The sequence below is a fragment of the Curtobacterium sp. LFS084 genome, assembly GCF_047977705.1.
Lineage (GTDB): Bacteria > Actinomycetota > Actinomycetes > Actinomycetales > Microbacteriaceae > Curtobacterium.
The window spans coordinates 37,855-61,101 of record NZ_JBFPFM010000004.1; the positions used below are offsets into that span (position 1 = coordinate 37,855).

General features: G+C 66.5%; 28 protein-coding genes and 1 tRNA gene. 12 read left to right on the forward strand and 17 right to left on the reverse strand.

Features of this window, described 5'->3' with window-relative positions:
* Window positions 1-229: 229 nt before the first annotated feature.
* The 5 genes from ACNQOV_RS04035 to ACNQOV_RS04055 form a co-directional block, all read right to left on the reverse strand.
* Window positions 230-1,288: a hypothetical protein gene (locus ACNQOV_RS04035; RefSeq protein ID WP_416393458.1), complete on the reverse strand. Its 1,059-nt coding sequence runs from the start codon at window positions 1,286-1,288 to the stop codon at window positions 230-232.
* Window positions 1,285-2,235 (reverse strand): hypothetical protein, encoded by a 951-nt coding sequence (locus tag ACNQOV_RS04040; protein WP_416393459.1) that lies wholly within the window; start codon window positions 2,233-2,235, stop codon window positions 1,285-1,287. Before ACNQOV_RS04040 ends, ACNQOV_RS04035 begins: the two co-directional genes overlap by 4 nt.
* Window positions 2,232-2,690, reverse strand: a complete 459-nt coding sequence (locus tag ACNQOV_RS04045; protein ID WP_022907624.1) for a hypothetical protein — start codon at window positions 2,688-2,690, stop codon at window positions 2,232-2,234. The genes ACNQOV_RS04040 and ACNQOV_RS04045 overlap by 4 nt, the downstream gene beginning before the upstream one ends.
* Entirely contained in the window at window positions 2,687-3,130 is a 444-nt protein-coding gene (locus tag ACNQOV_RS04050; protein WP_416393460.1) for a hypothetical protein, read from the reverse strand. The genes ACNQOV_RS04045 and ACNQOV_RS04050 overlap by 4 nt, the downstream gene beginning before the upstream one ends.
* A gap of 238 nt (window positions 3,131-3,368) precedes the next feature.
* Window positions 3,369-3,821 (reverse strand): SRPBCC family protein, encoded by a 453-nt coding sequence (locus tag ACNQOV_RS04055; protein ID WP_022907626.1) that lies wholly within the window; start codon window positions 3,819-3,821, stop codon window positions 3,369-3,371.
* A gap of 73 nt (window positions 3,822-3,894) precedes the next feature.
* Here ACNQOV_RS04055 and ACNQOV_RS04060 point away from each other — a divergent pair, with 73 nt between their 5' ends.
* Complete coding sequence (locus ACNQOV_RS04060) at window positions 3,895-4,437, forward strand: amino-acid N-acetyltransferase (protein WP_022907627.1); 543 nt, start codon at window positions 3,895-3,897, stop codon at window positions 4,435-4,437.
* Window positions 4,438-4,501: 64 nt separating this feature from the next.
* Window positions 4,502-5,185 (forward strand): hypothetical protein, encoded by a 684-nt coding sequence (locus ACNQOV_RS04065; protein WP_416393461.1) that lies wholly within the window; start codon window positions 4,502-4,504, stop codon window positions 5,183-5,185.
* 92 nt (window positions 5,186-5,277) lie between these two features.
* Here ACNQOV_RS04065 and ACNQOV_RS04070 read toward each other — a convergent pair whose 3' ends face one another.
* The gene (locus ACNQOV_RS04070; RefSeq protein WP_416393462.1) at window positions 5,278-6,009 is read right to left on the reverse strand and encodes a DUF3800 domain-containing protein; all 732 of its coding nucleotides are present in this window, start codon (window positions 6,007-6,009) and stop codon (window positions 5,278-5,280) included.
* Window positions 6,010-6,120: 111 nt separating this feature from the next.
* Entirely contained in the window at window positions 6,121-6,330 is a 210-nt protein-coding gene (locus ACNQOV_RS04075) for a cold-shock protein (protein ID WP_022907629.1), read from the reverse strand.
* A gap of 304 nt (window positions 6,331-6,634) precedes the next feature.
* Here ACNQOV_RS04075 and ACNQOV_RS04080 point away from each other — a divergent pair, with 304 nt between their 5' ends.
* Window positions 6,635-7,018 (forward strand): SseB family protein, encoded by a 384-nt coding sequence (locus tag ACNQOV_RS04080; RefSeq protein WP_071296496.1) that lies wholly within the window; start codon window positions 6,635-6,637, stop codon window positions 7,016-7,018.
* A gap of 75 nt (window positions 7,019-7,093) precedes the next feature.
* On the opposite strand, the gene radA is transcribed toward ACNQOV_RS04080, so the two are convergent.
* On the reverse strand, window positions 7,094-8,455 hold the full coding sequence (gene radA / locus ACNQOV_RS04085) for a DNA repair protein RadA (RefSeq protein ID WP_070419292.1): 1,362 nt from the start codon (window positions 8,453-8,455) through the stop codon (window positions 7,094-7,096).
* Between the two features lie 10 nt (window positions 8,456-8,465).
* Window positions 8,466-9,455, reverse strand: a complete 990-nt coding sequence (locus ACNQOV_RS04090) for an SGNH/GDSL hydrolase family protein (RefSeq protein WP_416393463.1) — start codon at window positions 9,453-9,455, stop codon at window positions 8,466-8,468.
* 142 nt (window positions 9,456-9,597) lie between these two features.
* On the opposite strand from ACNQOV_RS04090, the gene ACNQOV_RS04095 reads away from it, so the two are divergent.
* From ACNQOV_RS04095 to ACNQOV_RS04105, 3 genes are all read left to right on the forward strand, one after another.
* Window positions 9,598-9,687: transfer RNA gene (locus tag ACNQOV_RS04095), tRNA-Ser, on the forward strand.
* A gap of 597 nt (window positions 9,688-10,284) precedes the next feature.
* Window positions 10,285-12,447 (forward strand): DEAD/DEAH box helicase, encoded by a 2,163-nt coding sequence (locus ACNQOV_RS04100; RefSeq protein ID WP_416393464.1) that lies wholly within the window; start codon window positions 10,285-10,287, stop codon window positions 12,445-12,447.
* Window positions 12,448-12,538: 91 nt separating this feature from the next.
* Complete coding sequence (locus ACNQOV_RS04105) at window positions 12,539-13,105, forward strand: DUF2290 domain-containing protein (protein WP_416393465.1); 567 nt, start codon at window positions 12,539-12,541, stop codon at window positions 13,103-13,105.
* A 163-nt stretch (window positions 13,106-13,268) separates the two neighbouring features.
* Here the strand turns inward: ACNQOV_RS04105 and ACNQOV_RS04110 are convergent, their stop codons facing one another.
* Window positions 13,269-13,526 carry a hypothetical protein gene (locus ACNQOV_RS04110; RefSeq protein WP_416393466.1) on the reverse strand — a complete coding sequence of 86 codons (258 nt, stop codon included), beginning with the start codon at window positions 13,524-13,526 and terminating at the stop codon, window positions 13,269-13,271.
* Window positions 13,527-14,720: 1,194 nt separating this feature from the next.
* On the opposite strand from ACNQOV_RS04110, the gene ACNQOV_RS04115 reads away from it, so the two are divergent.
* The 6 genes from ACNQOV_RS04115 (at window position 14,721) to ACNQOV_RS04140 (ending at window position 17,142) form a co-directional block, all read left to right on the forward strand.
* Entirely contained in the window at window positions 14,721-14,864 is a 144-nt protein-coding gene (locus ACNQOV_RS04115; protein ID WP_171898811.1) for a hypothetical protein, read from the forward strand.
* 62 nt (window positions 14,865-14,926) lie between these two features.
* Entirely contained in the window at window positions 14,927-15,463 is a 537-nt protein-coding gene (locus ACNQOV_RS04120; RefSeq protein ID WP_416393467.1) for a hypothetical protein, read from the forward strand.
* A gap of 309 nt (window positions 15,464-15,772) precedes the next feature.
* The gene (locus tag ACNQOV_RS04125; RefSeq protein WP_416393468.1) at window positions 15,773-16,042 is read left to right on the forward strand and encodes a hypothetical protein; all 270 of its coding nucleotides are present in this window, start codon (window positions 15,773-15,775) and stop codon (window positions 16,040-16,042) included.
* An 11-nt stretch (window positions 16,043-16,053) separates the two neighbouring features.
* Complete coding sequence (locus tag ACNQOV_RS04130) at window positions 16,054-16,290, forward strand: hypothetical protein (protein ID WP_416393469.1); 237 nt, start codon at window positions 16,054-16,056, stop codon at window positions 16,288-16,290.
* A gap of 52 nt (window positions 16,291-16,342) precedes the next feature.
* Window positions 16,343-16,963: a hypothetical protein gene (locus tag ACNQOV_RS04135; protein ID WP_416393470.1), complete on the forward strand. Its 621-nt coding sequence runs from the start codon at window positions 16,343-16,345 to the stop codon at window positions 16,961-16,963.
* A complete protein-coding gene (locus ACNQOV_RS04140) occupies window positions 16,960-17,142 on the forward strand; it encodes a hypothetical protein (RefSeq protein ID WP_139197372.1) in 183 nt (60 codons plus the stop codon). Before ACNQOV_RS04135 ends, ACNQOV_RS04140 begins: the two co-directional genes overlap by 4 nt.
* 113 nt (window positions 17,143-17,255) lie before the next feature.
* Here the strand turns inward: ACNQOV_RS04140 and ACNQOV_RS04145 are convergent, their stop codons facing one another.
* The 7 genes from ACNQOV_RS04145 to ACNQOV_RS04175 all read right to left on the reverse strand — a co-directional run bounded on the left by ACNQOV_RS04145 (window position 17,256) and on the right by ACNQOV_RS04175 (window position 23,161).
* On the reverse strand, window positions 17,256-17,909 hold the full coding sequence (locus ACNQOV_RS04145) for a nuclease-related domain-containing protein (protein ID WP_416393471.1): 654 nt from the start codon (window positions 17,907-17,909) through the stop codon (window positions 17,256-17,258).
* A gap of 390 nt (window positions 17,910-18,299) precedes the next feature.
* Window positions 18,300-18,671 (reverse strand): hypothetical protein, encoded by a 372-nt coding sequence (locus tag ACNQOV_RS04150; RefSeq protein ID WP_416393472.1) that lies wholly within the window; start codon window positions 18,669-18,671, stop codon window positions 18,300-18,302.
* A gap of 58 nt (window positions 18,672-18,729) precedes the next feature.
* Window positions 18,730-18,984: a hypothetical protein gene (locus tag ACNQOV_RS04155; protein ID WP_416393473.1), complete on the reverse strand. Its 255-nt coding sequence runs from the start codon at window positions 18,982-18,984 to the stop codon at window positions 18,730-18,732.
* Between the two features lie 85 nt (window positions 18,985-19,069).
* Window positions 19,070-19,726 (reverse strand): hypothetical protein, encoded by a 657-nt coding sequence (locus ACNQOV_RS04160; protein ID WP_416393474.1) that lies wholly within the window; start codon window positions 19,724-19,726, stop codon window positions 19,070-19,072.
* Between the two features lie 639 nt (window positions 19,727-20,365).
* Window positions 20,366-21,508 (reverse strand): plasmid recombination protein, encoded by a 1,143-nt coding sequence (locus ACNQOV_RS04165; protein ID WP_416393475.1) that lies wholly within the window; start codon window positions 21,506-21,508, stop codon window positions 20,366-20,368.
* A 766-nt stretch (window positions 21,509-22,274) separates the two neighbouring features.
* Window positions 22,275-22,934 carry a Rep family protein gene (locus ACNQOV_RS04170; RefSeq protein ID WP_416393476.1) on the reverse strand — a complete coding sequence of 220 codons (660 nt, stop codon included), beginning with the start codon at window positions 22,932-22,934 and terminating at the stop codon, window positions 22,275-22,277.
* Complete coding sequence (locus ACNQOV_RS04175; RefSeq protein ID WP_416393477.1) at window positions 22,931-23,161, reverse strand: helix-turn-helix transcriptional regulator; 231 nt, start codon at window positions 23,159-23,161, stop codon at window positions 22,931-22,933. Before ACNQOV_RS04175 ends, ACNQOV_RS04170 begins: the two co-directional genes overlap by 4 nt.
* Window positions 23,162-23,247: the final 86 nt, after the last annotated feature.

Here is a 23,247-nt window from a genome sequence, read left to right on the forward strand (position 1 = left end):
CGTCACGTCGTGGTGCGGACGGCGCGGCGCGGACGGTTCGCGCGTCGCGGTACCACCGGCCCCCGTCCGGGGGTACGGTGGTGTCTGTGCGCGAGGGGTTCCCCCCAACACCTCGCACGCAGCGCTCGACCGGTTCCCCCCAACAGGTCGAGACGCGCCGGCCCCGGTCTGCTCCGCAGACCGGGGCCGATGGCATTCCGGGCAGGATCGTCCCCGCGGGACGGCCGCGTCAGAGGGTGGCCGCGAAGTCCCGGACGGCGCCCTCCCAGCGCTCGGGGTCCTCGTTCCACTCGAGCGTGTGCGGGGCGGTCCGGAACGCCACGGCGCGGGTCCGGGGGTGTGCGGTCTGCGCGGCGACGTCGGCCTCGGCGACGAGGGCGTCCGCCGCCGAGTGCACGAGCAGGGTCGGGGTCGCCGACGCCTGCCACGCGGTCGTCTGGACGGGAGCAGCTGCGCCGGCCAACCGTGACAGGACGCCGGTGGTCGCGATCCGTGCGGCGACGGTCCCGACGAACGCGGGGAGGTGTGCGCCCGACACCGCGCCGCGGAGCGCCGAGGACACGCTGAGCAGCGGTGCGATCCCGACCAGCCCGTCGACCTCCACCCGCGAGGCGGCGACCGAGCACGCGAGCGCACCGGCCGACCAGCCCTGCAGCACGACCCGGGTCGCGCCGCGGCGCCGGGCTGCCCGGACCGCGGTCACGATGCGGTCGACGGCACCGGGGTCGAGCGAGCGGAGCGGCAGGTCGGTCGTGTCGACGACCTCGGACGTCGCCCCGAGGGCGCGCCACACCGGGATGCCGCGCAGCACCTGTCGGGGGCCGAGGGACTGGCCGTGCACGTGGACGACGTGCGTGCCGGCCGTCGCGGGCTCGTCGCCGGGGCCATCCGTGGGGTCGCCACCGGCGACGTCCGCGGGCTCGTGGCCGGGGGCATCCGCGGGCTCGTCGCCGGGGACGTCCGCGAGGTCGTCGTACAGCAGGGCGTCCCAGCCCCACTCGCCGAGTGCCGGCGCGCTGTCCGTGCGTCGCCGCACCGTGCCGTCGCCGGTCCCGGTGACCTCGTGCACGCCCAGCCCCACGCCGTCGCGGGTGAGCCGGTACGTCCCGGGCAGGCGGGTGTCGCGCGTGGCCACGAACTCGGTCTCGGTCGCGGTCGCGTGCCGGACCGTGGCGGTCGCCGTGTACGGGGTGGGGAAGAGCAGGCGGCGCGCGACGAACGCGCCCAACCCGAGCGTCCCGACGGCACCTGCTGCGGTGCCGAGTGCGGCGATGCGTCCGCCGGTCATCTGGTCTCCTCCGGTCGTGCGGTGGTGAGCGTCGCGGCGGCCGGGATGCTCTGCCCGGCCTCGCGCGCGCGGTCCTCGATCTCGACGGACAACCGGTGCAGCCGGCTCCGCCACTGGCGACGCTGCCAGGCGATGGTGAAGTAGAGCCCCCGGTTGCCCGAGTCACCCTCGAGCCGTCGGAGTTCGGGTTCGAGCGCCCGGAAGCGGAGCCGCGTCGCCCGCCAGTCGCGGAACTCGCGGACGGCGTCGGGCAGGACACCGCCCGCGGCGCCCACGGCGAGCAGGACCATCGACGTCAGGAAGACCGGCGCGTAGACCGCCCCGAGCACCCGGACCGCATCGTCCAGCCCGAGCACGTGCACGGCGTCGAGCGCGATCGCGATGGCCGCGAGCAGGACCATCGCTGCCGCGCCGACGACGAAGAGCCAGTACGTGCGGCCGAGCCCGTCGCCCTCGCGGAAGCCGCGCAGGACCGCCAGCGCCGACCGGGTGATGACCACGGCGATGTACGTCATCTCGACGGCGGAGTACAGCGCCGTCGGCAGCTGGTCGCCGTAGACGACCATGAAGCTCGACGTGGGCTCGGGGGCGTCGATCAGCAGGAACAGCACGACGAGGGCGACGAGGACCACGACGATGCCGACGAGCCGGCTCGGTCGGAGGAGTCGGGCGGACCGGGCCGCGGCCTCGACCGACTGCGCGAGCGCGAACAGGCCGCACACCATCAGGCAGCGGCCGAGCAGGTCGGCGATGTTCGGCTCGTGGGTCAGCCCGCCGAGGAACGTGACGACGTCGGGCTGGTTGATGCTCAGCCCGACCGCGACGAAGGCGCAGCACACCATGAGCCAGCTGACGCTCGCCGACTGGGTCCGGACCAGCCAGAGCCGGACGACCAGGACCGCCAGGATGAGCCAGACCGGGATCGACCCCCAGACGTGCAGGGTCATCGGAAGATCCCGCGCGGCACCCCGTCGGGGTCGAGCAGCCCGATCCGCAGGGCGAGCTGGTCGGCGACGAGCTCCACCGCCTGTTCGTGCGGGGTGTCGAGGGAGCGGGTGAACGCCGTCCGCCCGGTGAGGAGTCCCGTGTAGGCCTCGTGGTCGCAGCCCGGGTCGGCGAGGAACACGTGCGCGAGCTCGTGCAGGATGCTCGCGACCCGGGACCGTTCGGACAGGTCGGGGCGCGTCTCGAGCAGGGCGTGGTCGGTGCGCTGGATGAGCCGCGCCGAGAGGTCGCCGGGGAGCGCCGTCGTTCGCAGGCGGATCGGCTTGCCGAGGGTCGCCTCGGCGCGGACGAGCAGCTGGGGGAGCGTCAGCCGGCGGGGGAGCCCGAGACGCTGCACGCTCCGCCGTGCCTCGGCCTGCCGGCGGCGGGCGCCGCTGCGGTCGGCGAACCCGCTCACGACGTCGCCCCGGAGTCGTCGAGGCGCCGGACGTGCTCGGTGAAGTCGCGGATCTCGGCCGCGGAGGCGAACTCGCCGAGCCGCCGGGTCGCGAACGCCACGACCTCGCGCTTGCGGAGTTCGAGGACGAGTTCGAGCTGCGCCTGCACCCGTTCCGGGACGTCGGTGTTGCCCGCGGCGTCGGTGAGGTACTCGGGCGGCACACCGAAGTAGTCGGCGAGCGCGACCAGGAGGCGCTGGTCGCGGACGGCCGGTCCGTTGCCCCCGAGCATGTAGCCCCACCGCGGGCGGCTCATCGACGCACCCTGCGCCTCGATCTCGGCGACGATCTCCTTGTAGGGCGGGCGCTGTCCGGTGTTCGCCTCGACGACGTCCATCAGGAGCTGCAGCTTCCGCGAGAGTTCTCGTCGGTGCGCGTCGTCGTCGGTGTACTCGATCATGTCTCCCCGCCCTGTACATCTGTCTCAGACATGGTAAAACTGGACCAGCGCCGAGGCCAGCGGGACCCACTCTGCCAGGCGCGCGCCCGTTCGTCAGGTCGGCATGTCGTGGGGGGATGCCGAACAGGCGGCTGGCACCGTGGGGTGGTCGCGAGCCGACGACGGACGGGTGGCGCGGTGCCAGCGGGCACCGCGCCTCCCGTCTCGACCGTGGTCGCGTTCTCGCGCGTCGGCCTGGTCAGGCCTGCACGTCGCCGCGCCACCCGGTGTCGGTGGGCGCCGCTTCGACGCGCTCCTTGTAGTTCTGCAGGTCCTTCTTGATGGCGTGTCCGCCGACACCGACCGCGGCGCCGAGCTTCTCGAGGAAGCCGGACGGCTCCCAGTCGATCTGCGCGGTGACGCGGGTCTCGTCGTCGGACAGCTTGTGGAAGGTGACGACGCCGGCGTGGTCGGTGTCGCCGTCCTTGACCGTCCACGCGACGCGCTCGTCGGGGTGCTGCTCGGTGATGACGGCACGGAACTGGCGCTCCTGGCCGGCGACCTTGACGGTCCAGTCGGTGGTCGTGTCGTCCACCTGGACGATCTTCTCGACCTCGTCGAGGAAGTGCGGGAACTCCTCGAAGCGGGTCCACTGGCCGTAGGCGGCTGCGACGGGGACGTTGACGTCGACGGTTTCGATGATCTGAGGCATGCACCGGACGGTAGGCGGCCGCGGCTGGGCGACGTACAGGGCCGTGTCCCCCGCGCGCACTATGGTGAGGGAGATGACTGCACACGGGAAGCACGCGTTCCACGAACGGGACGAACACGGCATCCTGGTGCGCCCGGCCCTGGCGTCGGACGTCCCGCACATCCAGCGGCTCATCTCGCCCTACGTCGACCGGCGGATCCTGCTCGGCAAGGAGAACGTCGCCCTGTACGGGTCGATCCAGCAGTTCCGGATCGCCGAGGGTCCCGACGGCGTCCCGATCGGGTGCGGCGCGCTCGCCGTCTTCTGGGACGACATCGCCGAGGTCCGCACGCTCGCCCTCGACGCCGACTGGATCCACAAGCGCGTCGGACACCGCATGCTCGAGGCGCTGGAACACGACGCCCGCGAGCTCGGTGTGGCCCGCATCTTCTGCCTGACGTTCGAGGTCGACTTCTTCACGAAGCACGGGTACCTCGAGATCGGCGAGAGCGTCGTGTCGCCCGACGTGTACGCCGAACTCGTCCGGTCGTCGGACGAAGGGGTCGCGGAGTTCCTCGACCTCGCCCGGGTCAAGCCGAACACGCTCGGCAACACCCGCATGCTGAAGATCCTCTGACGCTTTCGGTGACCGCGCGGCGGGGTTCCCCCGTGCCGCTCCCGCCGTTGTCTACCCTGTGCGCATGTCGTCGTTCCGTCACCCCGTCGGGCCCGAGAAGCCGGGTGTCTACTGGCGCCGCCGAGCGATGGTCATCGGCGTGCTGCTGCTCATCGCGGTCGTCGTCGTACTGATCGTGGTCGGGCGCGGTGGGGCCTCGGCGGATCCGGCCGGGACGGCTGCTTCGGCGTCTTCTGCCGCTTCTTCCGCTGCTTCGTCTGCTTCGGGGTCGTCCGCGTCGCCGCGTGCGACGTCCTCCGCCGCAGCATCACCTTCGGGGTCGCCCACCGCCTCCGCCAAGGACGGCGCGACGTGCACCAAGGACCAGATCGCCCTGACCCCGGTCGTCGACAAGAGCACGTACGGACCCACCGAGGACCCGAAGATCGCGATGTCGATCAAGAACACCGGGTCGAACTCGTGTCACATGGACCTCGGGTCGTCCCAGCAGGTCCTCACGATCTCGTCCGGCGAGGAGCAGTACTGGTCGTCGAAGGACTGCCAGACCGGTGGCACCAACCAGGACGTCACCATCAAGGCCGGGCAGACCCTTACCACCCCGGCGATCGCCTGGGACCGGACGCGTTCGTCGACGTCGACGTGCGACTCGTCACGGCCGTCGGTCACCGGCGGGGGTGCGAGCTACCACCTGCAGGTGGCGGTGGGGAATCTCGCGTCGAAGACCTCGGTGCAGTTCATCCTCGGGTAGTCCGGCGGTGCTCCCCCTGCTACGATGAAGGCAAGTGGATTGGGAATGCCCGATCGGCGTCACACCCCCGGATCTCCGGGGGTTTTCGCTTGTCAGGGGTAGACCTTGAGTCCCCAGCCGAGCTCCGAACCCGCCGGGGACTTCGGCATCCGGTTGAGGATCCGGTCCCACGCCCGGTTCGGCTGCCCTGGGTGGAGCAGGTGCGTGCCGATCGGGCGCGCGACGAGGTCGGCGATCTGCAGCCCGGTACTGTTCGCCTGCTTGCTCGCGATCGCGAAACGGAAGGTCTCGGCCATCCCACGCATCTTCGTCGTGGACAGGATCCGATCGAACTCCCGCTCGAGGTCACGGTCTTCCGTCCGACCACGGCTCTCGAAGACGACGACCGTTTCGCTCCGGGCGACTCCCTTGCTCTGCAGCTGCAGGAACACCCGCTCGAGTCCGAACTCGAGGGCGACGTGGTACGGACTCGTGTCGGCACCGACGCGCGCACGGAACTCGTGTTTCCGGATCGCGCTCGCCACGACACCGAACCGCTCGTCGAACACCGCGTCGACCCGCTGCATGAACGCCGTCCGGACGTCAGCGTTCAGGAGGATGTCGAACGGCGGTGCTGACTGTCGCATCTCGCGCTCGTGCAGGACGACCATGTCGTGGTTGAAGAAGTCGAACTTGATGCGCTGTACAAGCGGGACGATGCGCTCCACGTAGAGGTCGACCGGGAAGATGCAGAACGCCAGGACGAACATCGGGTAGTCCGGGTTGATCCGCGTGAGACTGTGGTCTCCGCTCTCGTCGACGTAGACGACGTATCCGCTCCGCACGAGGAGTCAGCATATCAGCGGTGATACGACGGTTGCGAAGCGCTCTCGGGTCGTGGAACGGGAACGGGCCCGTCGTCACGAGGACGACGGGCCCGTTCGGGCTGGAGGAGATCAGCCGATGACGGAGATGTTCTCCGCCTGCGGGCCCTTGCGACCCTCGGTGATGTCGAACTCCACCTTCTGGTTCTCCTCGAGCGACTTGTAGCCGTTGCCAGCGATCGCGGAGAAGTGAGCGAAGACGTCAGCGGAGCCGTCGTCCGGGGCGATGAAGCCGAAGCCCTTTTCGTTGTTGAACCACTTGACGGTGCCGGTCGATGCCATGATGGCGTTCCTTACTTTCTTGCCAGTCGACATCTGCAGTCGACTGCCTTGCGATGCGGTATTCGCTACCGCCGATCCACCGACGGATGTCGTCAGATCGATGCGTCCTGCGGGCATGGGGCCGGTAGAACGGGTTCGGGGCCAGGCGGCCGGGGAAGGCCAGTGACCGATGGCGCTCGAGGTGCTGTGCACCGGAAGAACGATGGACTCCCGCCGAAGCGGTTGGTACCAATCTACAGTCTTGTGGCCACAAGGGAAGAGCCGAAGTCGCCGAACGTCCATGAATCTGGTGGACTGGGTCTCGATGGCAGACAAGGAACAGCGTTTCCGGAGCGAACAGCTCGAGGCGGCGCTCGAGAAGCAGGACGTCGCGGCGGTGGCCTTCGCGCTCCGCAACGACATCGTGATCGTCCCCCGGCTCGTCACCGGCAAGAAGGACATGCAGGTGCGGGTGTTCGGGCGTGAAGGCTCGGACAAGCGCATCCTGCTGCTGTTCTCGTCGGCGGACGCGTACACGGCGATGGTGCCGGACGAGAAGGTCCGGCAGGTGATGGTCTACGACGGGCCGCGGCTCGAGGAGTTCATCGCCGCGCACCTGGACTCGCTCGAGGGCGTCTTCTTCGACATCGCGGGCCCGCACACGATGCAGGCGACGCCCGAGGACCTGCTGGCGGCGCTCCGAGCCTGACTCCCGCTTGCGTGTGCGTCGTTCGGCGGCGTGTCGCACCGCCGGCTCTGCCGTGATCGGTGCTGCCGTGATCGGTCAGAACGCTCGGTCGAGTTCGCGCTCCCGCTCGTTCGCGGCCAGGGAGAACGCGACCCGCAGTGCTTCGCGGAGGTGCTGGGCGTCCGCGCCGAGCACGGTCGTGAACCCGAGGCGGGCGGCTTCGCTTGCGCGCTGTTTCGTGCCGGTGGTCGGGCGGATCTCGCCCGCGAGGCTGATCTCGCCGACCGCCGCCAACGTGTGCGGGTACGGGCGGTCGCGGGCGGCACTCGCGAGGGCCAGTGCGATGGCGAGGTCCGCGCCCGGCTCGGTGAGCTTCATGCCGCCCACCGTGGAGACGTAGACGTCGGCATCCGAGAGCTTCAGGCCGGCGCGACGTTCGAGCACCGCGAGCAGCATCGCCACGCGAGACGAGTCGACGCCGTTGACGACCCGGCGCGGCTGGGGCGCCGAGCTCGGGACGACGAGTGCCTGCACCTCGACCGGGAGCGCTCGGCGTCCCTCGAGCGCGACGGTCACGCACGTACCGGACACGGGCGCGCCGTTCTTCGACATGAACAGGCCGCTGGGGTCGGGGACCTCGTGGATGCCGTCACCGGCCATGTCGAAGCAGCCGACCTCGTCCGTGGGGCCGAAGCGGTTCTTGAGCGCGCGGACGAACCGGAGCGCGGTCTGCCGGTCACCCTCGAAGTGGCAGACGACGTCGACGAGGTGTTCGAGCAGTCGGGGTCCGGCGATCGTGCCGTCCTTCGTCACATGGCCGACGATGAGGACCGGGAGCGCGCGGTCCTTCGCGACGCGGATCAGCGTGGAGGCGACCTCGCGCACCTGCGACGTACCACCGGCGATGCCGTCGATCGAGCTCGACGAGATGGTCTGCACCGAGTCGGCGATGAGGAGATCCGGCTTGACCTGGTCGATCTGGCCGAGGATGACGCCGAGGTCGACCTCGCTCGCCAGGTAGAGGTCGTCGTGCATCGCCCCGGTGCGCTCGGCTCGGAGCCGGACCTGGTCGACGGATTCCTCGGCGCTGACGTAGAGCACGCGCTTGCCGGTCGCTGCCGCTCGTGAAGCGACCTCGAGCAGGAGCGTGGACTTGCCGACGCCGGGCTCGCCGGACAGCAGGACCGCCGCACCCGGGACCACTCCGCCGCCGAGGACACGGTCGAACTCGCCGATGCCGGTCTGCCAGCGCTGGACCGTCGTTCCGCGGGATTCGGTGATGGGCCGTGCCACGCGGTTGCCGGTGACCGCCACCGAGGTGGTGCCCCGGACGCTGGCGGTGGCCGCGGTGGAGTCCTCGACCGTGCCCCAGGACTGGCACTCACCGCAGCGGCCGACCCACTTGATGCTGGTCCAGCCGCACTCGGTGCAGCGGTAGAGGGACTGAGCGCGCGCCATGATCGCCAGGCTAGGCGGTGCCGCCGACATCACCCGCGCGGTCGTCCGGACCGTCGGGGCGCGTCTCGGATCCGTCATCGGGCAGGGTGACCGATCCGGTCATGCGCTGCCGCAGGCGATCGATGCGACCAGGACGTTCGGCGTGGTCGAGCGCCTCGGCGCCCTCGGTGTCCTGCTCGGCCCGGGCGGTCGCCACCGCTCCGGCCCCGGCACCGAGGTCCTCGGCTTCGCGGGCGGACAGGTAGTGCCGGATCGCAGCGACGACGTCGACCCGCGCGTCGACCGCGGGTTCGAACGCGCTCGCCCAGATCTCGTACCCACGATCGTTCGGGTGGAACAGGTCGCCGTAGCTGTTGAAGAACGTCCGGCGCAGCCCGACCCGCTTCGTGATGGTGTGCAGTGGCGCGACCGTGAGCCCGAACTCCTCGGCCACCCGGTGCACGATCTCGTTCGCCACGGCGACCTTGCGCTCACGGTCGGGCACGAACATGCACGGCAGCTCGGCGACGATCGCGTGCGACGGGACCGCGCCGTAGATGTCGCGGATGTTCCGCTCGAACTTGTCGGGATGGAAGTCGGCGATGTCGTTCGCCCCGATCGACACGGTGCAGATGTCCGGCGTGTAGTTGCGGAGCTTCGGCAGCTGGTCCTTCCGCGCGCCCCAGGTCGTCGAGCCGGACACACTGAGGTTCACCACGCGGACCGACGACCTGGAGCGGTGTCGGATCCGCCGGGCGAGCAGTCCCACGTACCCGCGGTGCGGCTCGCTGGCACCGACGCCCTGCGCCGCCGAGTCACCGATCGCCAGGTACGTGATCTGTCCCTCGTGCTGCAGGCGCTCGCGCCACCAGTCGGCGTGCACGGGCAGCAGTTCGCCGACGCGCCGGGCGGCGGCGCGCTGGCCACGGACGCCTGCCCGGGCGCCGAAGGCAGCACCCCCCAGGACGGTGAGGCCACCGACGACCCACGACAGCAGTGCGATGAGCGTGCGAGATCTCATGCGGTGGACGTTACGCGGACTTCTTCGGGACGCGATCCGTCTCGACCGGGTCGTGGACGGGCGTCCGGGACCGGCCACCTGTGGAGGGGGAGCCGACGCGCGGTGGTGCGTGGGGCCTCCTGGATCGTGTAAACTCTTCCCCGGTACCGTGTCCGAGCGGCCGAAGGATCATGTCTCGAAAACATGTGTGGGGGCAACTCCACCGTGGGTTCAAATCCCACCGGTACCGCCAGCGCAAAGAGCCCCAGATCCCCGTCAGGACGGGGATCTGGGGCTCTTTCGGTTCACCCGGTCAGCTCCTCCGGTAACCAAGCGGTAACGGACCTTCTCGCAGCAGGTGTGAGCAACCGCAACTGCTGAACGCTTAGAGCTGTTCTGATCGCGAGCAACTGCCAGCCCGGTGCTGCCGCAGTTGCTAACGAGCCCGCCAACCGGGGTGCGACGTCTTGACGGTGCCGAGCAGTAGGGCACCTTGACTCGAAAGGTCTGCTGCTACCACTCCTACAGAGGACCCGTAATCTGCCCAGACCGGTTAATCGGCAATATACTGCGTTTGAATTTCTTGGAGATCCACGGGAATGCCGGCTAGCGCGCAATGCGCCTGCGGCACCACTGCGGACAGCAGGAAAGCCCTATCATGGCTAGCAGCCTCTTGAGCCCTCGTCTAAGGGGCACTCAATCGAGCGCACTTGCACGCGACGCCGAACGCACGTCGATACCTCGGGAGCCGACTCAGCGACAAGTCACCCAGCCTGCACGCGTGAGCCTGCTTCGATCCGACTCGGCCCGCCTATGAAGGTTAGCTCCGCAGCGGGGCTAGGCTGGGCCTGTGATAAACGTCGTTGCAGGGGCTACGGGAAAGCCAGTCGCGACCGGGGAACTGCGACGCGTCCTCGAGAACGCGACCCTTGATGGGGAAATGACGACTGGCTTCCCAATCGTGGTGAGCGAATCGCGGCCCTTCGCCGTGGACGCGTTGCTCGTCTCTCCTGATTTTGGTGTGCTCGCCTTCGACATCGTAGAAGGTACCGACCTCGGCGATATTGAGTCGCGACAGGACGATCTCATCCGCGTTCTCACCGCTAAGCTTTTCGGTCACCGAGAACTCGTTAGTCGACGCAAATTGGTGCCGGAAGTGCGCGCGCTGACATACGCGCCGGCGCTGAGTGATGAAAGTGTGGAGCAGCACTTCAACGAGGACTATCCCGTCGCGAACACGACCGGTGTCGTGAGAGCACTTCGTCAATTTGGTCTCGCAGTCGACCAGGCGGTGGTTTACGATCAGGTTCGATCTGCCATACAGAATTTGGCGTCGCTCAACAAGATCAAGTCGGCGCGCGAGCCTGTTCAACCTGACTCGCGCGGAGCGCGGTTGAAGGACCTTGAGAAGTCCATTGCGACGTTGGATACCCTACAGCGAAGGGCTGTAGTCGAAACGGCTGAAGGTGTTCAACGGATTCGAGGTCTTGCGGGCAGCGGGAAGACGGTGGTCCTCGCATTGAAGGCCGCGTACCTTCACGCTCAGTTCCCCGACTGGCGGATCGCGGTTACGTTCAATACGCGGTCACTCAAGGATCAATTCAAGCGCCTAATTTCGTCGTTCTATATCGATCAAACCGGGACGGACCCTGACTGGACTCGCCTCCGCATTTTGAATGCTTGGGGCGGCGCGGGAAGCGATCCAGAACGGGGCGGCGTCTACAGTGAATTTTGCGACCTGACCGGTGCGACCTTTTGGAACTACGGGCAAGCTGCTCGGAACTTCACGTCTGCGCGCGCTTTCGAATCGGTGTGCAATGTTGCGCTGGATGAGGCCAAGGACTTCTCGCCGGCATACGACGCGATTTTAGTGGATGAGGCGCAGGATCTTCCGCCCAGCTTCCTACGCATGTGTTACTTGCTCCTGCGGGAGCCCAAGCGTCTCGTCTATGCATATGACGAGCTGCAGATTCTGACCGGCCGCGGACTACCTGGCCCTGACGAGATATTCGGACTCCGGGATAACGGCGACGCTGTTGTCGAATTTGATACGGTAGACGGCCGGCGTCGCGACATTGTACTTGAGAAGTGCTACCGAAATTCTCGTCCAGTCCTGGTCACGGCCCACGCAATCGGTTTCGGCATTTACAGAGAGCCGCCCACTGGTCAAACGACGGGTCTTGTGCAGCTATTCGAGAACGCCCACCTTTGGGAAGACATTGGTTACCACGTTGATCGCGGTCCGCTCGAGGAAAATAACGACGTCGCGCTCGCTCGAACTGCCGAGTCCAGTCCGCCGTTCCTTGAGAAGCACTCTCCTCTCGATGACCTGATTCACTTCCAGTCCTTCCAAAGTGCGGCTGAGCAGAATGATTGGGTCGCTGCTAATGTCGTTGCAAACCTGGAACGTGATGAGCTTCGGCATGACGACATCGTTGTGATTAATCCAAATGGCATCAGTGCGAGGAAGAATTTAGCTCCCCTGCGCGCAGCTCTGTTGGAGCAAGGGGTCGATAATCATCATGCCGGGGTGGACACGTCCGCGGACGTCTTCTTCTCACGCGAGAAGGAGTCGGTCACAGTCACGGGTATTTATCGCGCGAAAGGCAATGAGGCCGGCATGGTCTACATTGTCAATGCCGAAGAGGGCATGGATGCGGTATATAATTTGTCCTCGGTTCGGAACGCGCTCTTCACGGCAATCACGCGGAGCAAGGGGTGGGTTCGTGTTCTAGGTGTGGGGCCACGTATGGACGAGTTGATTGCCGAGTACGAGAAGGCGAAGGCTGCTGACTTCAAGCTTGCCTTCCGTTATCCCACTGAGGCTGAGCGGGAGAAGTTGAACCTCCTGCACCGCGAAGTCACGCCTGAACAAGCTGAGGCCATTACGCAGAGAAAGGTATCCGTTAAGGAGTTCCTTGACGACCTCGAGGAAGGGCGGATCTTCCCCGAGGATCTGGATCCGGAACTGATCACCCGTCTACTTTCCCGGCTAGACCGTGACAAGGACTGAGCCTTCGCCGGCTGACGTGCATGGTTCGATCTCTGCGCTCACAACAGAACTAGTCCGCACGGGTCTTGTAGACGATCAAGAGTGGCCGTCAATGAAGACAGTCGGCGGTAAGACCTTTGTCACGACCTCAAACCCAGTTGACGCCACGACGCTCCGCGCTCGCTCCTACGAGGACTTGTACGCAACTCAGGCTGCAAGCCGAATCTTCAATGTCGTCTTCCTCGACAAAGCACTGTTGCAGATTTCGTACGAGTGGTCGGGAGGTGCTCTCAGCAAGCATCGACTTGCTTTCTTGCCGTCCCCGCATCTCTTCGATTATCAAAACGAACCAGAGCTTTACCTTGGTGAGCATTTGTGGGCCGATATTGTCGGAAGGCAGCAGGTTGCCGTGCCTCTGAGGTTCGACTTTGACCGCGAAGCGGCTGATGGAACAGTTCACCCAGCCACGCATTTGACTCTGGGGCAATACCGGCATTGCCGCATACCCGTCAATGGGCCCGTCACGCCGGCCGTGTTCGTTGGATTTCTGCTTCGGCAGTTCTATAGCACGCCCGAATTCGCGCCCGCGGCTGTGGACTACGATCTCGACCGGCGGTTTGAGCTTTCGACCGTTGATCACTCGGGCGAGTTGCACATGTCGAGCCCGGGGAATCGTTGACGACCTGACTGGTAGGGAGTCGTCGCGCCTTTCGAGTTTCGGCAGCGGGATTTCGCCTGCCGATACTTTGAGTTATCTGGCAGTGAATGGTGCGTGCCTGTCGGAATGCCGAAACATACCCTTATGCGGGAATGGGAACAGCCCGGTCCTGGGGAATCGGCGGTCAGGCCGTACGACTTTTCAGCCTCAGCTTCTCGATGATGCGAGCCGCTGCCTCGTCGCCCGACACGGTGCCGGCGGCGACCTGACGCCCGAGCTCACGGGTTTCTTCGTCCGTGACCTGGTGGCCGACGGCGCCGAGGGCTGCGTCAGCGCGGGTAATGGCGCGCTGGATGTCGGCGTCGGTGCGTGCCGGCGCGGTCTCGCGCGGCTTCGCGGTGCCGGACCCGGTGACGGCCTGCAGGTGGGTGACGTGGCGCATGAGGGCTCCGTTTCGTACGGGTCCAGTTTACCGGCGGGGCCCGGCGTTCTGGAGGGATTTCGCGGTCTTCGAGCACCCGAGGGGGTGCTCCGGAAGTTTCGGATAACAGGCACTATTACCGGTGTGAATCGTGACTCTTGAAGTGACATGGAGCTGAGCATGGAGCGAAGAGTTGGCTGCTGCGCAGGCCGGCCGTCGTGCGACTGCTCGGACCAGTGCCGATCGGCATCCACGGTTGGCCAGTAGGCGATCTCGTCCGTGGCGGGGCGTCCGTATGGCGCAGCCGAGTGAGAATCAAATCGGACGGGGCATCTGCGACGCCGCGGCGCGCGAGAGGGTTGAACTACGCCGCCTGGCCGATCGCGGACCGGCTTACGGCACATGACAGCACCCATAGAGAGAGTGCTTCAAGGCGCTGTCGACGGCGGATCAACGCGCAGACCTCGAACTGAGGGAGTTCAACACCCGTCGCACCGTCGTGTCGAAGGGGGGGCACCGTGCGCCCCTTCCGAACGCTCCGCCTCGGTCAGCTTTCCCCGTCTTTGAGCCAGCTGATGACGTCAGACCCACACCCCGAGAGCGCTGCCTTGCTACCGGCAAACCCAGTGCAGTTTCAGGGCACAGGCCACTCCGACACGCCCGCTGAAGTTCTACACACCCTGTGGAATGCGCAACAGGCCTTGTGGATGGGTCCGGCCAGCAGCTAGTGAATATGCGGGATTCCGGGGTACGAACACCTGTCCCCCTTGTGGAGAACTCGCGCCGGGAACTACATGGCTGTAACACTTCATCTTGTGGTCAAGGTCAGTGTCGGACCCCAGATGTAGTATTGGCGGTGAAGAGCAAGGCCCCTGGTCGGAGAGTCCGACCGAGGTCGGTCTCCGCAACAGGGGCCCGTGGATTCCGCCAAGAATCACCCACGAGCTTAGCCCGCCGATGACGACGTGACGCACCCGCGTGACTCCTCACGGCAGGCGCGGAGGTCAGCTGGTCAGGAGACCGCAATGCCCCGTCGGATCACGGTTCGGGTGAAGACCCGCACCTACACCATCACGTGCCCGCACTGCCGGCACGCCCATCGGAACATCGCCGCCTACGTCCGCGGAGTCAACGTCCTCTGCGACTCTTGCCGTCGTTCGTTCCGGACGCCGTAGCCCTACATCACGACGACACCTCAGGGAGGAGGTGATCAAGATGGGAAAGCCCTCGACCCGCGTCACGAGCAAGAGCGTGGCGAAGAAGGCATCGGCAGCACTTCGCGACGGCCGGTCATCTGCCCGCACCCGCAGCATCGCGGCCAGCGCACTGGCGCAGGCAGCAACGAAGCGCTCCAAGTAACGGATGGCGGGCGCACCGATCAGCGGTGCGCCCGCCTCCACCTCGACGAAGGGATAGCCACCATGGCAAACGGCTTCAAAATCGACAAACGCCAACTCGACAAGCTCACCAAGGAGCTGCAGCGAGAGTTCAACAAGCGCCCGCTCAAGGTGCCGGTGCAGCCGTCAACGGCAAGTCACCTGCCTGCGACGGCACCGCCAACGGTCATCCACCAGCACGGCCCGGCGGTGACCGTCAACGGAGACGGCGCTCAGCTCGCGTGGGGCAACACCGGCCCCGTCCACCAGACGCAGCATCGCGTTGAAACGATTGCCCCGGGACTCGAGACAGTAGCCCAGCTTCTAGCCACCATCGTCACGAACAGCGCTGCGTTCCAACTTTCCGCCGAGGACGAGGCGGACCTCAGGACGACGGCAGGAGAGGCGCTTGCAGAGACCACCCTGGCCGAACCCGACGAGGGAAAACTCAAGAAATCGATCCGCATCATCAGCGGCCTGCTGGCCCCCCTCATCGTGGGCGTTTCGAAGGGGGTGTCCGACGAATCGGCGAACCTCGCGCGGGAAACGATCCAGGCGCTTTCGGACGCCGTGACATCCTAGCGCGACTGCTCATGCCGGTACCAGGAGCGCCCCCCGTCGGGGAAAGTCGACGGCGTGGTAGATCAGTGTCGCGTCGTAGTCGTCTCCTAGATATGCCACGGCGCTTCTTCCCGACGGTGCCAGGGTCTGCGCTTGTTGCGCCTGACGCGCCCTGGGTCAGAGCGACTAGAAAGGAGGAGATCAGCCGATACCTTCGCCGCTGGCGGTCTCACAGCCACCAGCGGACCGGGATCGCCCCCAGCCCTCCCGGCTCATCCCAGCACCCGTGATTCCCTACCGACCGGGGACTAGAGGTGTCATCATCTACACATGGGTAAGGGAGCCAGACTCAAAGCAGAGCGCGCAGCCGCGCCGTTGCCGGCCGAGACACACGAGCCAGCGACGCCACAGAACTGGCCTCGCGGCCACGTCGACGTCGCGATAACCGACCCTCAGGCCGATGAGTGCATCGCGGTCACCGTTCACGGTGTGAAGCACTACCTGCATTCCACCACTGCTCGTGAGCTAACCAACATGCTCTCGGCTCGGCTCGATGAGTGGAACGAGGATGCGCGCGCCCACGGGGTCCCCGAGGTCTGACAATGGGCATCTTGAACTCCGTCGCAAGAGCGCTAGGCAGTCTCCGCCCCTACAGCGACGACGAATTGGCACTGAAGCGCGAGGCGATACGGCTGCGCCACATCGCCGGCGACGACCGGTACGACGAGCTGCGGCGGTACGACGCAGAGATGGTGCGGCGGTCGAATGAGGCATACGAACGAGAGCACCCCAACCCGCCAGCAACGCGCCACCGCGAGCACGGCTGGTATCTCCCGAACGACGACTGACTCGCGACTTCTACCGCCAGGTGATGACGACAACCTCGGAGAAGCGGTGACGATGAGCGATCAGGCAAGGGTGCCGGCGACAACGATCGGGTACGTGTTCAGAACCGAACCGGCCGACAAGGCGTGGACCTACATCGGACAGAGCACGCGCCTCGACTCGGCGCACATTGACCGCTACTTCGGCAGCGGCGCCTTCATGACGGAGGTGATCGCTGCGCATGGCACCAGCACGCTGACCAAGACAATCGTCGCGACGGCGGAGTCGCCTCTCGACTTGCACTACCTCGAGATGCTGCACATCGCTGAGGCCCGACGGGACGGCGTCCGCGTAGGCAACGGCGACTTCGGCGGCCCGCGACCGTTCCCCAACCTGCAGCAGGCGCTGCGGGAGGTCGCCCCGACCGTGATGCGCGTGGCAGACGACCCGAAGCGGTTCTACGACGCCCTAGTGAAGCACCGTGATCTCGTCGAACAGGCGATCCTCGACTCGTCCAGCGTTCCAGTGGACGCGTTCTACGCCGGGATGGAACGCGATCTGCGCGCCACCGAGGACCTGACGCACCCGTGCCCCGCCTGCGGCTCCGACGTCGGCGAGGTCTGCCGGACGAACTCGAAGTCGCTCACCAAGCCGCGGAACCCCACCAGCGATCACTCGAAGCGGCCGCGCTCATGACGACGTACACACCACGAGAGCTGGCAGCTGAGCTCGGTTACACGAACGAGTCCCGGCCGGGGCAAGTCGTGCGGGCGTACCTGCGCGCGAAGTACCCGGAACACCCGAAGCACGAGCGCTGGGAGCTCGACGAAGCACAAGCTGACGACGTGCGTGCGAACGTGCCTCGCGCGTCCTGACCGGGCGGCAAGCGGCGCAGAGCCGCGTGCTCCGCCTCGCTATTGTCACTTAGCAGTGGTAAGTGACGATAGCGGCGGCGTTGTCGCCATCTCGGCCCGGCTCAGCGCAGAACTCAGGCGGGCGGGAAGTGCGCGGCGATCGCAGCTGCGACCGCGGTCGCGTCGACCGCCCCCTCGAGCGCGGTGAGCTGCCTCGAGAGCCGCCTCGGCCAGCAGACGTCGATGCCACGCACGGTGAACGAGCCGCCGAAGAGCGGCCAATCCGCATCGACGAAGCAGAGCGCGCCGTGCACGCTGACCGGACCGACGACGTCCTGCACGAGCGCGACCTGACGGAGCACACCGTCGACGAGCTTCGTGCGATCCCCGCCGATGACGAGCTTCTCGGTGCGGGGCCTGAAGAGCCCGCCTTCGACCTGCAGGCGGGGCCGCTTGTTCCGGTACCGCTTCGCGTCGATGACCCAGACGCCGGAGCGGGTGGTGACGATGTGGTCGATGTTCGCGTGGGACCGGGGAATGCGGCGGTCGTGGAGCACGACGACGTGCTCGTTGGCGATCGCGTCGAGGGCCCGCCCGACCTCGGCCTCGCCGGCTGCGCCGGACTTCCACGCAACGGTGCTCTGTCGCTCGCCCGAGAGCGCGACGGCGATCGTGCCGATGGTGCCGTCGCCCCACGTCTCGCGGATTTTCGCCTCGTCGCTCGCCCGCCGGCGGTCGTACTCGCGCTGAGCAGAGGCGCCGGCGCCGGTGGTGTCGTTCGTCCCCATGGCTTCCATCCAGTCAGATCGACAGCGCGCGTCGCCAGCCCCAGTGCGAGGCGCGGGTGCTGGCCGCGTACCGGTTGTACCGGTACCGGAACGGGTTGCATTGTTTGGCCGCCTGCGTGCGAAGAAAAAGAACGTGCACGCTGGTGCACTGGCGGTTCGGCATCCCGATGGAGCCGCCGCGCGGGCGCCCCTCAAGAACTTGAGTGTCGTCGCGAGATTGTGCACGAGTTTCGGGCCGAGGATCGCTGCTGCCGCGGAGTACCAGGCATCGCGCTGGCCCCTTGACGTGCACAATCCCGCGACAGGTTCGTGCGCGGGTGTGTACTCACGCGTCATGGCGGCTCGATCGAGCGACGACGTCGCAAACCCCCGCGCCTTCGCACCTCATCCTCATCGCGCCGGACACGTGTGCGCATCTGACGGTCCCTCTGTGTCCGCTCGCTCAAGCTGACGCAGCATCCGCGCAAACCTCCCCTTGGCGTTGAGGCTTCGCGTCACTCCTGTTCTCCACGCGAACAGGTCGTGCTTGCGCCATTCGCGCATCACGTAGAGCCGAAACTTGCTCCTAGCGAGGTAGTGGTCCCGCGAGCTGACGCCTTCCGGGCGCGGTGACGGAACTCCGTCCGCCTCCGGAAGGAGGTGATTGAACACTTCGTTGAACGTCGGGCCACGACCGAATCGCTCCCTGTGCTCTTCGATGAAGAGTGCTGCGGCACGCGCCCACTCCTGCGAGCGATCGGGAGCGAGCAGGTCCTCGATCACGTAGGACCAGCTCGCTGGAGGCGGCGCGTCTTGACTTGGCCACCATGCCACGCGATTCTCAGGCATCGTCGACCTCGAGACCTGCAAGCTTCAGCGCGGAACCGTACGCCTCGATCTGCGCGGTGGAGACGAGTTCCACCCACCCAAGGATGTTGTCCTGTTCCTGACGGCTCAGATCTTCCCATGTCCTGTGACCGAACCATGACACCTCGCTCAGACGCGCGACCGCGACGCGAGCGGTCTCCCGAATTAGGACCTGCCGGAACGCGTCTGCCCGGTTTCTCCAGTCGGAACTCGCGTCAGGCTCGTTCATGAAGCGCCTCCGGTCCGCGAGTGGGAGCGGTGAGGGGCTGAGACGTCTGCAGCTTGGACGGCCGTTACTGCGATCACCCTCGCCTTCATCGGTGCAGCCCCGCGTCGATGAGATCGAGTACCTCAGAGGGATCGCCACCGTCCTCGAGCCAGGCCGCGGGCGTCTTCATGCCCTCGTCGAAGAGGTCCTCCTGACGCGTCGTGAAGAAGCGCCCGATCGCGAGAGGCCGCCATCGGTTGAGAAGTGCAGGCATCAGTTCGGCGAGGTGCGGTAGGAGATGCCCGACGGGCCGAGTAGTGAACTGCCAAGTCGGGATCCGTCGTTCACCGCCGAGCTCGACTATCAGGAGCTCGTTTCGATCCGCGGCTCGGAGGAGGTCCTGCGGAGTCCGGTGCAGGAGCCTGGATGCCGCATCCAGCGACACCGTCTCCCAAGCGCTCGCGAGCCAACCGGCTGCTTGCACGAGCTGGAGCGCACCCTGCGCGAGCCTGTCTTCAGCAGCAGCCACGTCCTCGGCTTTCATCGCCCCGGCGTCGACGAGTGCCTTGGCGTGCGCTGACGGAGGTGATTCGGGCGGCATCGGCGGCATGCTTCCGATCACGGTTGTGAGGCCGCGGACGAGGTAGTCGCCTTCGGCGCCTAGGGAGCGGATCGCGGTCAGGAGCGCCTCCTCAGCTGCGCTGTGGGTGGCCGGCTGTTGCGGTAGCCTCTGTGCTGCGAGGGGATCTCTGTCGGTACTCATCGCCGCAGGTAAGCAGAACCGCTCGATGCTCGGCTGGTGCCGAAGTGATATCCATCAGGTAATGCTCGTTCATGCGCTAATCTGGGTATGGGTATTTCACGGGCTGCGGGTGTGTCGCTTTGCCTGCACCACGGACGCCTCTCACAGCCGCCACCCGCGCTGGTTTCGCCTCGACGCCGAGCACCCTCAGGCGGCCCCTGGCGGACGATGGGTCTGACGTGGCTTCTTCCACTCGCTCGGCGTCATTAACGTCCTCTCGACTGGCGGCGGCACTTCACCAGACGCCCGGGTCCGTCGCGAGCGTGCGGGGAGAGGAGGCTCTCTCTGTCGGCTCGATCACGCCTGGCGAACCGCATGCTCTGAGTCGATCGCGCACGAAGCTGCGACCAGAACCTTTTGAGTGATATCTGGCCGGACGGTGGCCGAAGTGTGGCCATAAAACGGTCCCAAAGCGGTCACAAAAAACCAATTCCCGGCCCAAACGGCGTCAGGAGCGCCCCAGGGGTTGGCTGTCCTGGAACCGACCGAACTAGGGTCCTCATCTGGGCACAAGGTGGTCAGAGACCGGCCCCCCGGTGCCCAGGTCACCAGAATGTATGCAGGTGGCCTACAACTGGCCAGAGTGTGACCGGATAGTGGTCAGAAATCGGCCTCAGATTGCGCCGCGGTCGTCGTCTCGGGAGCCCCGTCCATCAGTCGCTGCACCTCTGCGCGAGCGGCCCGCCTGCGAGCCATGTCTGACTCGAACACGTGGCGCAGCGGCTGGCCATTGCTCTTTCGCCTGTCAAGCCAGGCCTCGAACTCCGGCGGCACGTGCAGCAGTCGCTCATTGATGGCGCGCAGCTGGTCACGCTCCTGTTCAGCTTCTCTCCGGGCACGCTGCGTGGCCACCTGAACCGCTACAGCGGCGCGGCGTGCCGCTGTAGCCGTCTCTTGCACTCGGTGAGCCTCCTGAAGAGCAGCCGCGAGTTCGGTCTCACGGGCACCGATGCTCGCTTCTCGCCGATCCAGGTTGGTCGATCGGTTCTTGAGGCTGACACGCATGGTCTCGTAGGTGGCCTTCTCTGCCTCGGCGTCTGCGGCTGCGTCGCGCAACCGGTCGGCCTTCGCCTGGAACTCGCTGCTACTGAGGTGTTCGCGGGATCGCTCGGTGACGCGCGTCTCCACGTCGTAGCCGGCCGCCGACATGTGCTCGCGGAGGTCCTTGTGCTGGCGGCGGAGGTCGTTCGGACCCTTGAAGAAGTCCTTCTGGGACAGGCGCCCGTCAGGCGTGACGGGCGTGACAAGTACCTGCAGCTGCGGGCTGTACTCGTCGAGGTGCAGCGAGAATCCCAGTACGTTCTCGAGCTTGAACTCTTCGATCGCCCAGTCCAACGAGGCACCCATGTAGTCAACGGCCGCCTTGTTGGGGCCATGCGTGCGCCACGTCGGGTTGAACTCGTCGAACCACTTCGGGTCGAGCTGCAGGATGAGCCCTCGGAGGAGAACGGCGTCCTTTCGGAGTGAGCGCTTGACGGTTGCAAGACGTTTGCCGAGGTAAGTGTGGAACTCGTGAGACGGCGGCCTCCCGTCGATCGACACGAGTTGGCGGAACCCTCCCGCCCCGTCGTTGATGAGCGTGCGGTTGTTCTGCGTCCGTTCCGGCACGATGTTCTTGTTCGCCTGCGGGAAGTGGAAGCCGGCCTGCTGGTCTGCCTCACGAGCGATGTGGCGGAAGAACCGCTGCGCGTGGCCTCCGCGTCCCACCTTGTGGGACGCGTCGAACGTCATCGTGTAGCTCATGCTTCGCCACCCTCGACGCTGATCGAGGGATGCGCCGACTTCGTCGTCGCCACCCTCGATGCCTTCGGCGACTCTCCCGAGGGGCTTCTCCTGCCGCGACTCCGACCACCACCCCAGAGCACCTTCGGGAGGGTGGAGGTCTCCTTCGCGGCAGAAGAAGGTGTAGCCCCATACACTTTGGCGTCGCTTCGCTCGCCAAAGTCCTTGGGGCCCTGCGGGGCGCCGACGCGCAGCGCGCGTCGAGAGCAGCCATGAGGCTGCTCTACGGACCCGACTCGCTGGTCGCTTCTCGGGCAGGTGGCCGTGTCCCGCTCCGCGGTGACTTGTCGGCCACGCGAAGGCGCAGCCTTCGCCGGAAGCACCTGAGCGCGGAGCGCGCCCTTCCGGACCTCGCGAGGAGACCGCGCGGCACCGGTGTTGGGCCCTCTCCTACTGCAAACACATTCGCTGCCGCACGCACCGCGCGCGGCGCCGAGCCTCTCGACGAGCGCCGCCACGAGGTCGAAGGGGGAGAGATCCCGAGCGAGCGGGCGAGCTCCCCACCACCGTCCCAGAGCCTTCGGCTGTTCCTGCACGGTGGTCCAGAGGCACGGAGAGGCATCGGCGGACGCGAACGAGTTGCACCCGCAATCGAGAGCCGCGACTCGCTCGGTACGGGGGATCGCTGGTGCGAGGGCTGAGCCTCCAGCTGGCGAATCATTTCGGAAATCATTTCCGCAATAATTCGCCGAGGAGGCAGGGACATCGCGTGGCTCGACGGTACCCGTCACTGCATGCCTCGCGTCCGCTGCTTGCGTTCCGCGAGTCGAGCGACGCGCAGCTCGGGTGTCGCGTACTCCCGCAGCGCCGACTCGTCGAGTCGTTCGAACTCCAGGTGGTGGCGCACGAAGATCTGCGGGTACTCGTCGAAGACGCTGCGCGCGCTGCGTTCGCCCCTCAGCACCGTCACCCGGAGCCGATCGAGAAGCGGGGGGATGTGACCCTCACGAGCACGCAGGGCGTCGACTTCGGCTCGCCAGTCGTAGCCCGGGGAGGCGAACACCTCGCTGTCGGCGTAGAGGTGCTTGCCCTTTGCCTGCTCGGTCGGAGACTCGTGCGTCAGGTAGCGAACAGCGCGGGCGAAGGAGTGGGGGTCTCCGCGTTGACCAACTACCGGGCGTACGAGCTTGGTCGGAACCTGCAACATGTTGGCGACTGTCGCGTAGCTGCGGGCATCCCTGAGCGCGAAGATGACGTGCACATGCTTGCGGACACCCTGATCCTTGTCATGCACGATGCCCGCGTAGCGCTCCACGTTCGGCCGATCAAGCCCGTGAACGACGGCATCACGCGTTAGCGTCTGGGACACGACCCGGAAGCGGCGCGAGCGTCCCGCGCCGTTCTGACTCGTCGTGGACGGACCCCTGGAAGTCTCGCCAGCGCTCATCGGCGCCCTTCCTCGGAGGTGCTGCCGAACTCCTGGGACAGAAGCCACGCATCGACCGCCTCGGGGCGATAGCGAACGGACTTCCCAAGGCGGATGAAGGCTGGGCCGGTTCCGGTGATGCGCTTCTCGCTCAGAGTGCGCTGCGACAAGCCAAGGCGCTCAGACAGGGTCGCCGGCGTGATCAGGGCGTCGAGGAGCGGGGTGCTGACTGCGGTGGTGACGGGCATGGAGGGTCCTAGAGGACCCTCGGATCGCGCTAGCTCTATCCCCGAGGAGGGTGGTCCGACGGTGATCTGTCGGTGGGAGATCGTTC

Excerpts from the sequence above, each read along its gene's own strand:
- ACNQOV_RS04140 (WP_139197372.1), top strand. The coding sequence starts at position 16,960 with ATGACGACGTACACACCACGAGAGCTGGCAGCTGAGCTCGGTTACACG.
- ACNQOV_RS04120 (WP_416393467.1), top strand. The coding sequence starts at position 14,927 with ATGGCAAACGGCTTCAAAATCGACAAACGCCAACTCGACAAGCTCACC.
- ACNQOV_RS04040 (WP_416393459.1), bottom strand. The coding sequence starts at position 2,235 with ATGACCCTGCACGTCTGGGGGTCGATCCCGGTCTGGCTCATCCTGGCG.
- ACNQOV_RS04125 (WP_416393468.1), top strand. The coding sequence starts at position 15,773 with ATGGGTAAGGGAGCCAGACTCAAAGCAGAGCGCGCAGCCGCGCCGTTG.
- ACNQOV_RS04160 (WP_416393474.1), bottom strand. The coding sequence starts at position 19,726 with ATGAGTACCGACAGAGATCCCCTCGCAGCACAGAGGCTACCGCAACAG.
- ACNQOV_RS04105 (WP_416393465.1), top strand. The coding sequence starts at position 12,539 with ATGAAGACAGTCGGCGGTAAGACCTTTGTCACGACCTCAAACCCAGTT.
- ACNQOV_RS04145 (WP_416393471.1), bottom strand. The coding sequence starts at position 17,909 with ATGGGGACGAACGACACCACCGGCGCCGGCGCCTCTGCTCAGCGCGAG.
- ACNQOV_RS04155 (WP_416393473.1), bottom strand. The coding sequence starts at position 18,984 with ATGAACGAGCCTGACGCGAGTTCCGACTGGAGAAACCGGGCAGACGCG.
- ACNQOV_RS04165 (WP_416393475.1), bottom strand. The coding sequence starts at position 21,508 with ATGAGCTACACGATGACGTTCGACGCGTCCCACAAGGTGGGACGCGGA.
- ACNQOV_RS04135 (WP_416393470.1), top strand. The coding sequence starts at position 16,343 with ATGAGCGATCAGGCAAGGGTGCCGGCGACAACGATCGGGTACGTGTTC.
- ACNQOV_RS04110 (WP_416393466.1), bottom strand. The coding sequence starts at position 13,526 with ATGCGCCACGTCACCCACCTGCAGGCCGTCACCGGGTCCGGCACCGCG.
- ACNQOV_RS04115 (WP_171898811.1), top strand. The coding sequence starts at position 14,721 with ATGGGAAAGCCCTCGACCCGCGTCACGAGCAAGAGCGTGGCGAAGAAG.
- ACNQOV_RS04035 (WP_416393458.1), bottom strand. The coding sequence starts at position 1,288 with ATGACCGGCGGACGCATCGCCGCACTCGGCACCGCAGCAGGTGCCGTC.
- ACNQOV_RS04050 (WP_416393460.1), bottom strand. The coding sequence starts at position 3,130 with ATGATCGAGTACACCGACGACGACGCGCACCGACGAGAACTCTCGCGG.
- ACNQOV_RS04055 (WP_022907626.1), bottom strand. The coding sequence starts at position 3,821 with ATGCCTCAGATCATCGAAACCGTCGACGTCAACGTCCCCGTCGCAGCC.
- ACNQOV_RS04065 (WP_416393461.1), top strand. The coding sequence starts at position 4,502 with ATGTCGTCGTTCCGTCACCCCGTCGGGCCCGAGAAGCCGGGTGTCTAC.
- ACNQOV_RS04075 (WP_022907629.1), bottom strand. The coding sequence starts at position 6,330 with ATGGCATCGACCGGCACCGTCAAGTGGTTCAACAACGAAAAGGGCTTC.
- ACNQOV_RS04170 (WP_416393476.1), bottom strand. The coding sequence starts at position 22,934 with ATGAGCGCTGGCGAGACTTCCAGGGGTCCGTCCACGACGAGTCAGAAC.
- ACNQOV_RS04080 (WP_071296496.1), top strand. The coding sequence starts at position 6,635 with ATGGCAGACAAGGAACAGCGTTTCCGGAGCGAACAGCTCGAGGCGGCG.
- ACNQOV_RS04060 (WP_022907627.1), top strand. The coding sequence starts at position 3,895 with ATGACTGCACACGGGAAGCACGCGTTCCACGAACGGGACGAACACGGC.
- radA (WP_070419292.1), bottom strand. The coding sequence starts at position 8,455 with ATGGCGCGCGCTCAGTCCCTCTACCGCTGCACCGAGTGCGGCTGGACC.
- ACNQOV_RS04090 (WP_416393463.1), bottom strand. The coding sequence starts at position 9,455 with ATGAGATCTCGCACGCTCATCGCACTGCTGTCGTGGGTCGTCGGTGGC.
- ACNQOV_RS04175 (WP_416393477.1), bottom strand. The coding sequence starts at position 23,161 with ATGCCCGTCACCACCGCAGTCAGCACCCCGCTCCTCGACGCCCTGATC.